The organism is Stutzerimonas sp. S1, from assembly GCF_025966695.1.
GTDB lineage: Bacteria > Pseudomonadota > Gammaproteobacteria > Pseudomonadales > Pseudomonadaceae > Stutzerimonas.
In genome coordinates this window covers 129,706-143,044 of record NZ_JAOEIY010000004.1, presented here as the reverse complement: position 1 = coordinate 143,044, position 13,339 = coordinate 129,706, and the positions used below count along the sequence as shown (strand labels likewise).

Genomic DNA, 13,339 nt, shown 5'->3' with positions numbered 1-13,339 from the left:
GACTGCCCCGGCTCAGCGCGCCGCCGTTACCGGGCGGGTGCTGATGACCTTGGGAAACTCATTGAGCTCGATGCGTGCCGTGCACGTCCGGCCGGCGCTCGGGCAGTTCCAGCGAATGTCGCTGGTGAAACGCCCCCGCTGGGGTTGCGCGGTGTCCAGCAGTTGTACGTTGCCGGCATGTCCGGCGCGGGTCTCTATGGCGTGCGTACGCGGGCGGCCGCCACTCCAGGCGACGATCAGCTCTTCAGTGCCTTTGGCGAAACGCAGCAGCACCACGTCGTCGTTGGCGCGTCGTTCCTGACCGCGCAGTTCGTACTGGCTGACGATCTCGCTGATCGCCTGTAGCACGGCGTAGGCTGGCTTGGCCGAATAGTCGTGGCGCAGCAGGCCGAAGTTGTGTTCACGCTCGCGCCGATCGGTGCCGTCGTTCCTGAAGTCGTACCACCACATGCCCTTGATGTTCGGCAGGGTTCTGGCGAGGAAATAGCTGCGTGCCAGATAGGCTGCCTGCAGCGTTTCACTGATCCCGCAGGCGCCCTCGTGGGCGGGCCAGGCCATCTCGGTGAGGTACAGCGGCACCGGCCGGCCGGCGGTCAGAGTCAGTTGCTGGTCCACTTCGGCCAGCCAAGCGATCCATGCCTCGGGGGTGTTGCGCCGCCAGCCGCGGCAATGCACGTAGGGGTGCAGCGACAGGCCATCCACCGATTGCAGCACGCCATTTTCCACCAGTCGCTGAGCGAAGCCGGACTCGATCCCGAGTGTGGTCACGGCGCCGGCCAGTACGCGCGCATCCGGGTCGTGCTGGCGGATGATGCCGGCGGCATCGGCGATCAGGCGTGAATAGTCCTGGGTGAACGCTGGGCTCTTCGGATCTTCCACATCCCACTCGTTCCACACCTCATAGTGCGCGACCTGGCCTTTCAGGCGCTCGGCGAGATGCGCGACATAGCGGTTGAAGGACGCGCGGACCGGCTCGCTGCGGGGCTTTTCGCCGTCGCCGTGGAAGCGGTTGCCGTAGCCGAGGATGAACAGCGTATCCAGCCCGTGCTGACGGGTATCGGCCAGGTAGCGCGGCCATGAGGGTTCGATCACCAGGCGGTTGCGCTCGCGCTCGACATAGGCCCAGTGCGCGTCGGTGCGTACCGAGGTGATGCCGGCAGCGCTGATCAGTGCGCTGGGCTGCTTTCGCACATCGCCCTTGTGCAGTTCGTGGGAACAGACACCGACGATGAACAGCGGGCCGTCCGTTTGCGCCGCGGCGCCAAGCGTGAAGCCGAGCAGGCTGCCGAGCAGCGCCGCCTGCAGCAGCGGGAAGCGAATCATCATCTACCTCATCCTTGAGTTGATGTTCCAACCAGATTGCGTGGATCGATCATGCGTGGCGCCATCAGGCTGGCCGTCGCTGAGCGGGCGGGGGTGAGTACATGGGAAACCGCCAGGCCGACGAACAGGCTGGCGATCGATACCTCCAGCACGTCGGTAGCCCATGCCACCAGGCACACGCAGAAGACACTGCCGAGCAGTCCGGCGCGGATGCGTGGTCCGCGCTCGTACAGGCGCAGCAGTAGCGGCAGCACCAGCAGATACAGCACCACGCCGAATACCCCGAGCATCCCCCACAGATACAGTGCCGTGTTGTCGGCGATGGCCAGCAGTTCCAGACCGTTGATGGGGAACGCCGTGCCGCCGCTGCCCACAGCGCCGAAGCCAGCGCCCCACCAGATCGAGGCGTGGCTTACGACGATATCGATGAAGTTCGGCCAGCTGTTGACTAGGCGGTCGGCAAACGAGGCCAGCAGGCTGCTGCTGACAGCGGCGATCGGGTCGATGCGCAGGACCAGACTGGCGATCGGCAGGGCGAGACCGCCGAGGACGGCCAGCAGGAACGCCGTGGCACTGGCGAAGCGGTACGCGGCGAACAGCAGCATGAGCAAGGTGACCACGTACGCGGCCATGGTGGACTTGTTGGTGGTCAGCACGATGCCCACCAGCGATACGCCGTAGAGCAGCACCCGCAGCAACCGTGAAGGGAGGAACGCGGCCAGGAACAGGCTGTAAACCGCGATCATCACCGACAGGCTGGTGGACATGCGCGCGAAACCACCGATGCGGTCGATGTCGTCCATGGCCCAGGAGCGATTGCCGCTGAGCTCGACGTCGCCAAGCATGTAGCTGTAACCCTTCCACGGCACGCTGCTGTACATGTCCAGAGCGATGCCGACGAACGAGGCGAGCAGGCAGAAGCCGATCACATGGGTCAGCAGCGTCAGCCTGTGCTCCAGATGCCGCCCGCAGATCACGCCGAACAGCAGCGGGATGTACATGAACAGGGCAAAGCCGATATTGGCCAGCCCGGCGCCATGCAGCATGGCCAGCCAGCTGGATGTCACCAGCGCCAGCAGCACCAGCCAGAACAGTGGCCGGCCCTTGTAGCTGAGCAACTCCAGGGCGAGGGCGGCCAGACAGGCGATCTTCGGCAGATACAGCAGCCAGGACACCCCGGCCATGGCGGCGTAGTAGCGCAACGCACCGGAGAAGGTCTCGGCCAGCAGCAGCGAGGCGACGATCAGCGTCAGCAGGGTCGGCTTATCGATCTCGAGCGGATGCGATTCGCGTGGCCGGGCGGTGATCAGCAGGCTCTGGTTCATGGTGGATTCTCGTTCCCTGAAGCGTTTTGCGCAGGATGGACTGGTACTCGTCCAGCATCCGTTCCGTATCCAGCATCGGCTCCACACTCGCGCGGGCCCGCCTGGCCAGGCGCTGACGCAGCTCGGCGTCGACGTACAGCCAGAGCATCGAGGTCGCCAGGGAGTTGGGCTCGTCCGGCGAGCAGATCAGGCCGTTGAGGTTGTCCTGGACGATCTCCGGCAGGCCGCCGCGATTGGTGGCGATCACCGGCACGTGGTTGGCGCAGGCCTCCACGGCCACCAGGCCGAAAGGCTCATCCCAGAGCGACGGCACGACCAGCACGTCGATGCTGCGCAGGAACTCGTCGGACTTGCGGTAGCCGTGAAAGCTGACCTTGGCCGGGTCGGCCATGGCCTTGAGCTTGGCTTCGTAGTCCAGCTTGCCGCGCCCGGCGATATCCAGGCGCGCGTCGATGGCCAGGCTCTGGAACTGCTCGATCAGCCAGGCGACGCCCTTGTTCTCCGACAGCGTGCCGATATAGCCGAAGCGCAGTGGCACGGCGGATGAGTCCGGCGCCGCAGGGCGCTGCTCGGCGTTGGCGTCGGTGCAGTTGTGCACTACGTAGCGGTTGGCGTTGGTGAAGAAACCGTGACTGGTGATCCGCTCCAGCACGAAACGGCTGACGCCGACGACTGCCGCCACCTGGGATGAGGCGCCGGCGTGGTGGGTGCGGAATATCTTGCATTGCGTGCACTGGCGCGAGCAGGCCCTGCCGTGGTTGAACATGGTGTCTTTCGGGCACAGCAGGTAGAGGTCGTGCAGCACCTGAACGATCGGCACGCCGGCGGCGCTGATCTCGTCCCAGGCGGAAATCGACCAGCCGGTGAGGTTGTTGCTGACCACGATATCCGGTTGTTCCAGGTCGATCACCGCGCGCACATAGCGACGCATGCGCTTGTTGTAACGATCCAGCACATGCCAGCCGATCCGCGCGAGGCGGCCGGGACGCTGCTGGGTGAAATGCCAGTAGAGGTTGTAGAGGCCAGCGCGATAGACCCGAATGTCCTCTTGCACCTGCTGCTGCAAGCCGGCCTCCGGTCCGGTGGCCAGTACTGCCACGTCACAGCCGCGCCGCTGCAGGCCTTCGGCCAGCTGACGCAGCACCACTTCTGCACCACCACCGACGTGGGGTGGATAGAAGGCGTTGAGGAATAGGATCTTCATCGATTCGAGACTCGCTGTTGGCCATACAACCACCAGGCCAACCGCTGCGTGCGGTTCGCGTGGCGACTCATGCAAAACACTGCAGATAGTGGTTCGGCACCCGGACTCTTTGCTGACGTTGCAGCAGGTTGAGCAGGATGATCGAGCGCTGCTCGCCATCGGTGGCGACGAAAATCGCTTCCAGGTCCTGGAAGCCGCCACCGGTGACATGGACCCGCTCGCCCGGCTGAAACGCTGGCGTGGCAGCGGAAGCAGCCGGTGCGGCGATTCGTTGTCGCAGTTGGTCGATCAGCTCGTCCTGTACCGGTAGCGGTTGACCGCCGAAGCTCACCACGCGGCTAACACCGCGCGTCGAGCGAATCGGATACCAGTTGTCCTGATCGCGATCGAGGCGGATGAACAGGTACCCCGGAAACAATGGTTCGACATGCTTGGACTGCGCCTTGGAAGTCGGTTGGGTACGCAGCGGGCGGTAGCACTCGAAGTTCTGGCGGCACAGATGCTCTTCGGCACGCGCCTCCTGGCGCGGTTTGGTCTGGATGAGGTACCAGCGGGGTGAATTGAGCGGTGTCATGTGGCGTCCTTCCCGTGAATGAGCCGGCCAACTTCCCAATGGCCAGGGTGAAAATGATCAGGCGAGGTGCAGGGTTGGCCTCGACTCGCGGCCTTCGATGACGGAGAAGCGGCCGAGCATGTCCTTGATGGCTTCCTGATCGTTGAACATCAGTACGTCGATGATCGATAGCGAGGGCACGAACGCGTGTTTGAGCTGCGGGTAGGTCAGCTCGTCGTCCATGCGCAGGAAACGCAACAGCAGGCCTTCGGCGCGAAAACGCGCCGGGCAGTACAGGTCGATCCCGCCGATGGGGTTGAGGTACAGCTCACCGTCCATGCGCCGGGCGATCTGGATGACCCGGTCCTGCTTGTCCATCACCGGCGGCAGACAGAGGTCGGAGCCGCGGAAGATCGGCGTGGTGATGCCGATGTACTGGCACAGGCGACGCAGCGAATGCTCGGTGAACAGCGCCAGGTTGCGCTCGGGGTACTCGAGGATCGAGCGCAGCAGCGGCATGACGCTGGCGTGCTGCGGCGCCTTGGCATAGCAGCGCTCGAGCATCTTCAGCAAAGCTTCGGCTTCCCGCTCGAAATCGTCGCTGAGCCAGCGCTGGTTGATGCGCTCGCCCAAATGGCCTTTCTTCAGGGGGAAGGTGATCAGCTTGGGCTGGCCGTTGACCAGAACCCGGTTACGGTTCATCCATGAGCCCTTTTCGTACTGGAGGTCATCGCCCAGCACGAAGACATCGCTGACGTTGATCAGTTGAAAGTAGCCCAGATACGGAAAAAGGTAGGGCTGCATCATGGCGATGGTTCGGAACACGGGGCATCTCCTTGTGCGGGTGTTCAGGCTTTCTGGGGATAGCTGTAGTAACCGTAGGCGCCGGTGTCGTACGCCGAATTCGAGGCGCGCCGCTTGACGCCATTGAGAATGGCGCCCTTGAGCAGCACACCGTTATGCATCAGGCGTCGTTTGGCGGCCTCGATCTGCGCGGCGGTGCTCATGCCGAAGCGCGTGACCAGCAGGCTGGTGCCGGCCTGCTGGGCAACCAGCACGGCATCGGTCACGGCCAGTACTGGCGGGGTGTCGACGATGATGAAGTCGTAGAAGTTCTCGGCGTCCTTGAGCAACTTGGCGAAGTTGTCGTGCATCAGCAGCTCGGACGGATTGGGTGCATTGCAGCCGCACGAGATGAAATGCAGGTTTTTCTGTGCGGTATGCCGAACTACCTCGCTCAGCGGCATTGCCGAGGCAAGCGCATCGGACAGGCCGTGGCGCGGCGTCAGATCGAAGATCTTGTGCAGGTAGCCGCGGCGCATGTCGGCATCGATCAGCAGCACGCGCTGGCCACTCTGCGCGATCACCGCCGCCAGGTTGCTGGAGACGAACGACTTGCCCACCGCCGGCGTCGGGCTGGTGATCATCAGGACCTTGTTGCGCGCTTCGAGCATGGCGAACTTGAGGCTGGTGCGCAGGCTGCGCATGGACTCCACTGCCAGGTCGGCTGGATCGCTCAGGCTGAGCAGCTTGGCCAGCCCGTTGTGCACCTTGCACGCCTTGTGCAGTTGTTCCTGCTTGCTCGAGAAGGGCGTGGCGGCATACACCGGGATACCGAGCTTCTCGATCACGTCGGGGCTTTCCACGCCGCGATAGAACGCCTGGCGCAGCAGGATGACCATTGCCGATACCAGCAGCCCGAGGAACAGGGCGATGCCGACGATCAACGGACGGATCGGCTTGGCTGGCTTCTCGGTGGTGGTGTAGGCGTTGTCGATGATGCGCACGTTACCGATGGTGCCGGCGCGCAGGATGTCCTGCTCCTGTGCCTGATTCATCAGCAGGGTGTAGGTTTCGGTGGTGACCTCCATGTCGCGCTTGAGCCGCAGGAGCTCCTGCTGGGTTTCCGGCAGGGCATCGACCTTCTTGAGCAACTGATCCTTCTGCGCCTGCAGCTGGCCGATCTTGGTCATCAGGGTCTGGTAGATCGGGTGCTCGCGGGTGTACAGGCGGTTGTACTCGACGCGCTTGAGGTTGTGCTCGGACAGCAGTTTTTCTATGTCGACGATCTGTTCCAGCACCGACTCGGTTTCGATGCTGATATCCACCGATTTGGCGCTGGTCTGATAGTCATTTAGCGCCGCCTCGGCTTTCTCCAGCTCCTTGCGCACCAGGGGCAGCTGCGAGCGCAGGAACTCCAGACGCTGCGCCGCTTCGGCCGAGCTGCGCTCGACGTTCTGGCGAACGTACAGGCTGCTGATCTCGTCCAGTACGTCGTTGGCCTTCTGCGCGTCGGGATCTTCCAGCGACAGGTAGATGATGCCCGAGTCCTTCCCGGCTTCACCCACCTTGAGGCGATCCTGGTAGTCCAGCGCTGTGGTCTGCGAGCGATTGCGCACCAGCACGAACTCGGTGTCGGGGCGCGCCACCAGTTCGCTGATCTGTACCTTGAAGCCGCGACTGGCGACGGCCTGGCCCACTTTGCCACGCAGGATCACGGCCTGCTCGTCGTCCTGGATGTGATAGGCGCCATCCGCGCCGGTCACCAGGGTCAGCTTCTCGCCCAGATATGCCGGCGGAACATCCAGCTGGAACACTTCGATCTTCTCGCCGCCCCAGGCGTAACTGGTGAGTCCGAGCAGCGGTGTGGCGAGGTCGCCGTCGGTTTCCGGGTCATGCTGGCGCGCGAGATAGCCACCCAGCAGCGGCAGATACTTCGGTTTGGCAGTGATGTAGAGCTTCAGATTCTGCACCGTCTTGCCCAGCACGGCGCGTGATTTGAGCAGCGAGATCTCGGTGACGGCCTGGGAGACCGAGTCCGGCCGGGGCACGACTTCCGGGACGCCGGTGATACCGGTTTTCTTCGGCTCGATCTGAATCATTGCGGTGGCTTCATAGATCGGCGTGGCGACCACGGCATAGGCGATGCCGAGGGCAACGAAACAGCCTGTGATAGCGGCAATCAGGCCCTTGTGATCGAAGGCCGTGCGCATGATGCCTGCCAGGTCGATACGGCTGTCCGTGTCGTATTCCAGCGAAGAGCGGGTCAGTGCAGTCATTTGGGGTCCATCCTGATGGTGCGGTGAAGCGGAGTTCTGTGGATCAGCCTTTCGCCAGCCGCGGGCTCAAACGGCGCAGCAGATTGAGCCCGAGGTTCTGAGCGACGCTGGTAAGCGCCTGGAGCTTGTTCGGTGGGGAGATGAGCGACAGGCACTCACCGATTACCTGCACCAGGAAGTATTCGTGCAGCGCTCGATTGCCGATGCGCTGGTAATAGCGCGCGAGGCAGTAATGGGCATGCATCGTCATCTGGATACGCTGCTTGCTCGAGCGCATGGAGAAGATGCCGCCTTCGTGGACGCGATAGGCCGCCGGCTCGATCTCGGCAATGAACTTGCCCTTGCCATAGGCGCCGAGCAGCGACCACCAGCAGATATCCAGCACCTCCACGCGCAGGAGTTCCGGTGGCAGTTCCTGCAGCAGGTTGCGAAAACATACGGTCAGCGTCGAGATCGGCCGGCCTCGCATCAGCTCCAGAGCGGTGGCGTCCTTGCGGTACTTGCCGGTGAACTGCGGGCTGCGAACGATTCCCTGGCTGTTGAACACGAAGGCATCGTGGTAGGTCAGCACGTAGTCGCGATTGCGTTCGAGAAAGTCCACCTGGATCTGCAGCTTGCGCGGGTCGGTCCAGTAATCGTCGCCCTCGCAATAGGCGATGTACTTGCCGGCCGCTCGGGCGAACAGCCGGGTGCTGAACGGCACGCCGAGGCTGAACTGGTTCTGCTGCTGGTAGATCGGTTTGACGATGCTCGGATAGCGCGCCGTATAGTCGGCGATGATCGTTGCGGTCGTGTCCGTCGAGGCATCGTCGTGCACGATCACTTCGAAGGGGAAATCCGTTTCCTGCTGGAGGAAGCTTTCCAGGGTCTTCCTGATAAAGGCGGCGTGGTTGTAGGTCAGGCAGATGACGCTTAGCAATGGTTCGGTTTTGCCATTCCAGCGCAATCTGATGGCCTGTTCGCTCTTCAATTCCATCTCACAGACTCGGTTTGGTGATCAGTACGTAGAGTTTGAGAACCAGCGGCTTGGAGCTGGCGGCGACCAGCAACAGGCAGATCAGGCCGCTCGTGGCGAGCCCGAGCAGAATGTCGATGCGGTCGTCGCTGGCGATGGCGTCGAACAGTGGTTCGCCGATCAGCAGGCCCAGGATCGTCATCGCGGTGATACGCAACAGGTCCCGCAACCAGATGCCATGCAGGCCGGGAGCGAAGCGCTGGTGCACCATCGGCGGCCAGATGATGAAGGTGACCAGGCGTAGGCCGAACCAGGCCAGCGCCGCGCCAAGGACGCCGTGTGCCATTACGGCGTAGATCACCAATGGAATGCTGATTGCGGTGGAGACGACGCTGTACCAGATGTGCAGGCGCAGTTGCCCGTAGGCGTACTGCAGGTAGAACTGGAACGCTCCCACCGCCATGATCGCGCTGCCCATGACATACCAGGCGAGGATCGGCTCGCTCCATGCGGCGGCCTGGGCATCGCCGGTCCAGGCGAAGATCAGCTCGCGCGAGTGGAAGGCGATCACCGCCGCCATCGGAAAGAGCACGCTGCAGACGAAGCGGCTGGCGTTGAGGTACAGCGCGCGCATGTCGGCGATCCGCCCCTCGGCGGTCAGCATGGTCATGCGCGGCAGCAGCGTCTGCACCAGTGGATTGGTCAGGGTGAGTAGGCCGGTGGCGATCAATGCCACCAGCGAGAAATAGCCGTACTCCTTGAGCAGCAGCACGTTCGAGAGCAGCACCTTGTCCAGCTGGGTGAGGATGATCCACAGCACCGACGTCAGCGTCATCCCCGCGGCGAAGGGCAGTACCGGCTTGACCACGCTCCAGTCGAAGCCGGTGAACAAGTGTGGATTTGGCATCTGGGTATAGGCCTTGGAAGCCAGCAGCAGCGTCTCGATCAGTGCTACGGCGACCTGGAATACGAAGAAGTCCCGTGGGTCCTGGGTGATGAAGGCAACCAGGAAAAGTCCGCCGAAGTAGCGAAGGGTGGCGATCAGCATGTTTGCGCCGTTCAGCCAGCCGTGTAGCTCCAGCCCCTGCAGGCCGCTCTTGTACAGGGTCGCGTATAGCCGCAGGCCAACCAGCACGCCCATCAGACTGATGCACTGCACGATGGTCGCGCTGCTCAGCTCATGGGCCTGCAGCCAGTGGTCGGCAATCCAGCCACTGGCGCTGTGGATGCTCAGCCAGGTCAGCAGGGTGATCGGTACGAAGATGATCTCGAACGAGCGCAGCAGTCGACCGGGCTCGCTCAGTTCGCCGAAATCGGTCTTCTGGCCCCGATAGTGCGCCACCTGCCGGACCAGCGAGGGGGATAGCCCGGCATCGAGCAGTTGCAACCAGGCCTGCAGCACCGCGAAGAAGCCGATCAGGCCGTACGCCTCGGCGCCCAAATGGCTGAGGTAGAACGGCAGGATGATGATGCCGACCAGCAGTGCGTACGCCTGGCCCAGGTAGTTCAGGCCGGTGTTGCGCAATACCGAAAGCCGTTTCGGATCGGGCATGGTGATTGGATCTTCCATGAAGTTTCAGGAGATGCGTTTGCAGGCAGCGCCGCTCAGCTGTGGCGTTGCGAGCAGACCGAAGGCTTCGGCCAACGGATGGAACATGGCGCGGCTGGCTTGTTCGCTGTGGATCGATTCCTGGATCAGTGTCTGGATGACTCTGTTCTGCACCTTGACCGGCAATCCCGGGTAGATCGGCAGGCACAGCACCTTACGGCTCAGCGCCCGTGAGCGTGGTTGTGGCACCTGAGGTTGCAGGTACTCGAGTGTGTCGAGCGACGGGTAGAAGTAGCGGCGCGGATTGATGCCGTTATCGTTCAGTTGTTCGCGACTACGCAGCAGCTGGCGCTCACTTGCCAGCGCAATGGGGAAGTAGCTGTAGTTGCGTTGGCTGTCGGGTTGCGGCAGCTGCAGCTCGAAATAGTCCGCCAGCGCGAGCTCGTAGCGATGGCCGATCTCGGCGCGCTGCTCAAGGATGCCTTCGATATCGTCGAGGATGCACAGCCCCATCGCTGCTGCGAACTCATTGAGTTTGGCGTTGATGCCGATGCCTTGAATGACGTCGGTATCGACGATGCCGAAGTTGCACAGCAGCCTTATCCGCGCTGCGAGCGCATCATCGTTGGTGACGATCGCGCCGCCCTCGATGGTATGGAACAGCTTGGTGGCATGAAAACTCAGGGTGCTGATATCGCCCCAATTGAATACCGACTGGCCACCCAGGCGGACGCCAAAGGCGTGGGCACCGTCATAGACGACCTTCAGGTCGTGCTTGGTGGCGATCTGCTGGATACGTTCAACGGCGCAGGGATTGCCGAATACATGCGTCGCGACGATGGCAGTGGTGTCGTGCTCGATTCGTGCCTCGATCTGATCCGGGTCCAGGTTCCAGGTCGCGCTGTCGATGTCGGCGAAGATTGGCCGGATGCCTTCCCACTGCAACGAACTGGTGGTGGCGACGAAGCTGAACGGCGTAGTGATCGCGCTGCCGGTGATGCCCAAAGCCCGATAGGCGATCTGCAGTGCAATGGTGCCGTTGTTGGTGAGGATGATGTTTTTCACCCCCAGGTACTCCTTCAACCGCTCCTCCAGCGCCAGCACCAGTGGGCCGTGGTTGGTCAGCCAGCCGGTGTTGTAGATGCGGTCGACATACGCCATGAACTTCTCTTTGTTGCCCAGATAAGACTTGGTCACGTTGATCATGTCGATTTCCTTATCGGCGCCATTCGGTCCGATGTCCGGTTGCCGGCGAGAGCTGCGGTGAGGGAAGCGGGCGGTTATTTCAGACGGGTTGGTGATCGCCAACCTGGCTGGCACGACGGGCTCGATGCTGATTGATGGTGAGGATCAGGCTGGTCAGCAGGCTGCCGGCGTGCGGATCGCCGTAATGGAAAATCGCGGTGGCACGGCGAAATGCGGGATTGCAGGGTTCGTTGGCGTGCAGTGAGCGATAACCCCAGAACAGATAGAGATTGCCCGGCACCAGCTGCAGGCGCTGCGGCCTGAGCAGCCGCAGGACGATCCCGAGGCTGATCAGCTTGCGACTAAATGCGTTCTGCACCAGCGCTTTTTCCGCCACGTTGATCAACACGTTCGAGCGCACGCGCCGCAGGTTGGGAAACACCAGCAGATGACCGCGCTCGTTCTCCTTGCCCTCTTGGGGGATCTCGACGGGCACCAAGGCAGTCACCAGCGTGGCGTCGAAATGAAAGCAATTCGACTCCCGGCGGCCGCTGTCGCCTTGAACACAGCGCAGCACGGGGAAGATTTCGCTGCTCGGTGCTGTCTGCCCGGCTCCTTGGCGATAAACCTCCTGGAGCAGCGACTGGAGCTCAGGAGCCGCTTTCAGCGAAACCAGCAGACTCCCCGCCAAGGCGGTGTCGCCGTGGTGGGCGAAGTATTGGCCGTTATGGATATTGGCCTCGGTCGCCACTTGCTCTCGAAGCTGTGCTAGTTGTTGCTCATTGAGGAAGCCAGGAATGCAGGCGTAACCGTTTTTATTCATATCCTGAGCGATAGCAGCAATGACCTCATCGCCGAAGTTAAGAAATTGAGGGCGCACGAGTTTCTCCCGCATAAAAAGGCTTTGATATGAAGAATTGCTGTTAATTACCGGTGGCTTGCGCCTGAGTGAAGCTCTCAATCAGTGTGATGTGAGGCCGGTAACGTACTGAATGAAAAGGAAATCGTCGCTTCCTTGCGTCGCTTCTTGTTGGGCGAGGCAATTGACAATGCCAGCGTGGATAGTTTTCTGGTTCGACTATCTGCGATTTATTTCAGGCAATGCTACCGCCCATCAACTATTAAAAGTTGATAAAAGCAGCTTCTAAAAACATCGCAGCTATTAGGCCAGGTTGGTTGTGTATAACTGCAAGGCGCGAATGGCTTAATTTGGGCAAAGCTACCGCACTCGGCTAATCTTTCAGCTCGCAAAAAAGACAGAATCTAAAAGTGCCGCAGTATTGACAATTTTCTGGCTTAACAGAGGCGTAAAACTTCGCTGCTGAACTTGATCGTTCCCAATGATCTTAACTGCTCGCAACGCACCACTCCGTTTCGATAATAGGTATCCGACATTATGTGATCGAAGTCAAGAACTCGAGACGGTTTTTTGTTGTCGTCGTTGCTTGTGGTTGATTTGATCGCGTAACTAAATGAATAAAAAGGAAAAATATTTTTGACGCCACCGCGAGAGGAATCAATCCTTAGGCGGATTGCGGGCCATAAGGTCGTTCTAAGGTGACTTCGCGGACAAAAGTTGACTGTTTTTATCGATTATTTTGCTGCTTATCGAAATAAAGGAAAACTTTTAAACGCGGCTTGTAATAACAATATGTTTGGGCGGTGGCGATTCGCGCGGAGATGCGCTTAGGCGGGGCACAAGATTGCTATCGTCGAAAGCGATGCCGAGGCGACATTCTTGAAAGGGGGAGGGCGGCGATGGTGCGGGCGGGCGACTCATCGTCTTTCGCGGCCGAGTCTTCGAGAAATTCAACCGCATCGTCACTTGGCCGCAACGCGCTCCGTTGTCGACCGTCCTGAAACGAAAAAGGCCACTCGCTTGAGTGGCCTTTCTAAATTGGTTGCGGGAGCCGGATTTGAACCGACGACCTTCGGGTTATGAGCCCGACGAGCTACCAGACTGCTCCATCCCGCGCCGTGAATTCTACTGTCTGAGAGTGGCATGTCAAGCATTCATTCGAAAAAATGTTTTTTATTCAGCCAGTTAGCTGAATGTGTGGCACGGCTGCACTGAAACGAAAAAGGCCACTCGTTTGAGTGGCCTTTTTAAATTGGTTGCGGGAGCCGGATTTGAACCGACGACCTTCGGGTTATGAGCCCGACGAGCTACCAGACTGCTCCATCCC

The 13,339-nt window shown here is 61.1% G+C and carries 10 protein-coding genes and 2 tRNA genes; all 12 read right to left on the bottom strand.

The features are described from left to right. Positions 1 to 12 precede the first annotated feature (12 nt). Positions 13 to 1,323: a hypothetical protein gene (locus N8H22_RS09835; RefSeq protein WP_264590633.1), complete on the bottom strand. Its 1,311-nt coding sequence runs from the start codon at positions 1,321 to 1,323 to the stop codon at positions 13 to 15. A gap of 8 nt (positions 1,324 to 1,331) precedes the next feature. After that, complete coding sequence (locus N8H22_RS09830; protein ID WP_264590323.1) at positions 1,332 to 2,648, bottom strand: hypothetical protein; 1,317 nt, start codon at positions 2,646 to 2,648, stop codon at positions 1,332 to 1,334. Further along, on the bottom strand, positions 2,587 to 3,852 hold the full coding sequence (locus N8H22_RS09825; RefSeq protein WP_264590322.1) for a glycosyltransferase family 4 protein: 1,266 nt from the start codon (positions 3,850 to 3,852) through the stop codon (positions 2,587 to 2,589). The genes N8H22_RS09830 and N8H22_RS09825 overlap by 62 nt, the downstream gene beginning before the upstream one ends. A 67-nt stretch (positions 3,853 to 3,919) precedes the next feature. Then, entirely contained in the window at positions 3,920 to 4,426 is a 507-nt protein-coding gene (gene rfaH / locus N8H22_RS09820; RefSeq protein WP_264590321.1) for a transcription/translation regulatory transformer protein RfaH, read from the bottom strand. 57 nt (positions 4,427 to 4,483) lie between these two features. Further along, positions 4,484 to 5,230, bottom strand: a complete 747-nt coding sequence (locus N8H22_RS09815) for a WbqC family protein (RefSeq protein ID WP_264590320.1) — start codon at positions 5,228 to 5,230, stop codon at positions 4,484 to 4,486. 23 nt (positions 5,231 to 5,253) lie between these two features. Next, positions 5,254 to 7,464 carry a polysaccharide biosynthesis tyrosine autokinase gene (locus tag N8H22_RS09810; protein ID WP_264590319.1) on the bottom strand — a complete coding sequence of 737 codons (2,211 nt, stop codon included), beginning with the start codon at positions 7,462 to 7,464 and terminating at the stop codon, positions 5,254 to 5,256. A gap of 43 nt (positions 7,465 to 7,507) precedes the next feature. After that, positions 7,508 to 8,440, bottom strand: coding sequence for a glycosyltransferase (locus N8H22_RS09805; protein WP_264590318.1), 933 nt, complete (start codon positions 8,438 to 8,440; stop codon positions 7,508 to 7,510). A 1-nt stretch (position 8,441) separates the two neighbouring features. Then, complete coding sequence (locus N8H22_RS09800) at positions 8,442 to 9,971, bottom strand: oligosaccharide flippase family protein (protein ID WP_264590632.1); 1,530 nt, start codon at positions 9,969 to 9,971, stop codon at positions 8,442 to 8,444. A gap of 24 nt (positions 9,972 to 9,995) precedes the next feature. Beyond that, a complete protein-coding gene (locus N8H22_RS09795; RefSeq protein WP_264590317.1) occupies positions 9,996 to 11,174 on the bottom strand; it encodes a DegT/DnrJ/EryC1/StrS family aminotransferase in 1,179 nt (392 codons plus the stop codon). A gap of 79 nt (positions 11,175 to 11,253) precedes the next feature. Then, entirely contained in the window at positions 11,254 to 12,048 is a 795-nt protein-coding gene (locus N8H22_RS09790) for a hypothetical protein (protein ID WP_264590316.1), read from the bottom strand. A 1,003-nt stretch (positions 12,049 to 13,051) separates the two neighbouring features. After that, a tRNA-Met gene (locus N8H22_RS09785) sits at positions 13,052 to 13,128 on the bottom strand. A gap of 137 nt (positions 13,129 to 13,265) precedes the next feature. Continuing rightward, positions 13,266 to 13,339 (bottom strand) — tRNA-Met (locus N8H22_RS09780).

What these genes read in the sequence shown, in the direction of transcription:
- N8H22_RS09835 (WP_264590633.1), bottom strand. Translation starts at nt 1,323, where the DNA reads ATGATTCGCTTCCCGCTGCTGCAGGCGGCGCTGCTCGGCAGCCTGCTC.
- N8H22_RS09830 (WP_264590323.1), bottom strand. Translation starts at nt 2,648, where the DNA reads ATGAACCAGAGCCTGCTGATCACCGCCCGGCCACGCGAATCGCATCCG.
- N8H22_RS09825 (WP_264590322.1), bottom strand. Translation starts at nt 3,852, where the DNA reads ATGAAGATCCTATTCCTCAACGCCTTCTATCCACCCCACGTCGGTGGT.
- rfaH (WP_264590321.1), bottom strand. Translation starts at nt 4,426, where the DNA reads ATGACACCGCTCAATTCACCCCGCTGGTACCTCATCCAGACCAAACCG.
- N8H22_RS09810 (WP_264590319.1), bottom strand. Translation starts at nt 7,464, where the DNA reads ATGACTGCACTGACCCGCTCTTCGCTGGAATACGACACGGACAGCCGT.
- N8H22_RS09805 (WP_264590318.1), bottom strand. Translation starts at nt 8,440, where the DNA reads ATGGAATTGAAGAGCGAACAGGCCATCAGATTGCGCTGGAATGGCAAA.
- N8H22_RS09800 (WP_264590632.1), bottom strand. Translation starts at nt 9,971, where the DNA reads ATGCCCGATCCGAAACGGCTTTCGGTATTGCGCAACACCGGCCTGAAC.
- N8H22_RS09795 (WP_264590317.1), bottom strand. Translation starts at nt 11,174, where the DNA reads ATGATCAACGTGACCAAGTCTTATCTGGGCAACAAAGAGAAGTTCATG.
- N8H22_RS09790 (WP_264590316.1), bottom strand. Translation starts at nt 12,048, where the DNA reads ATGCGGGAGAAACTCGTGCGCCCTCAATTTCTTAACTTCGGCGATGAG.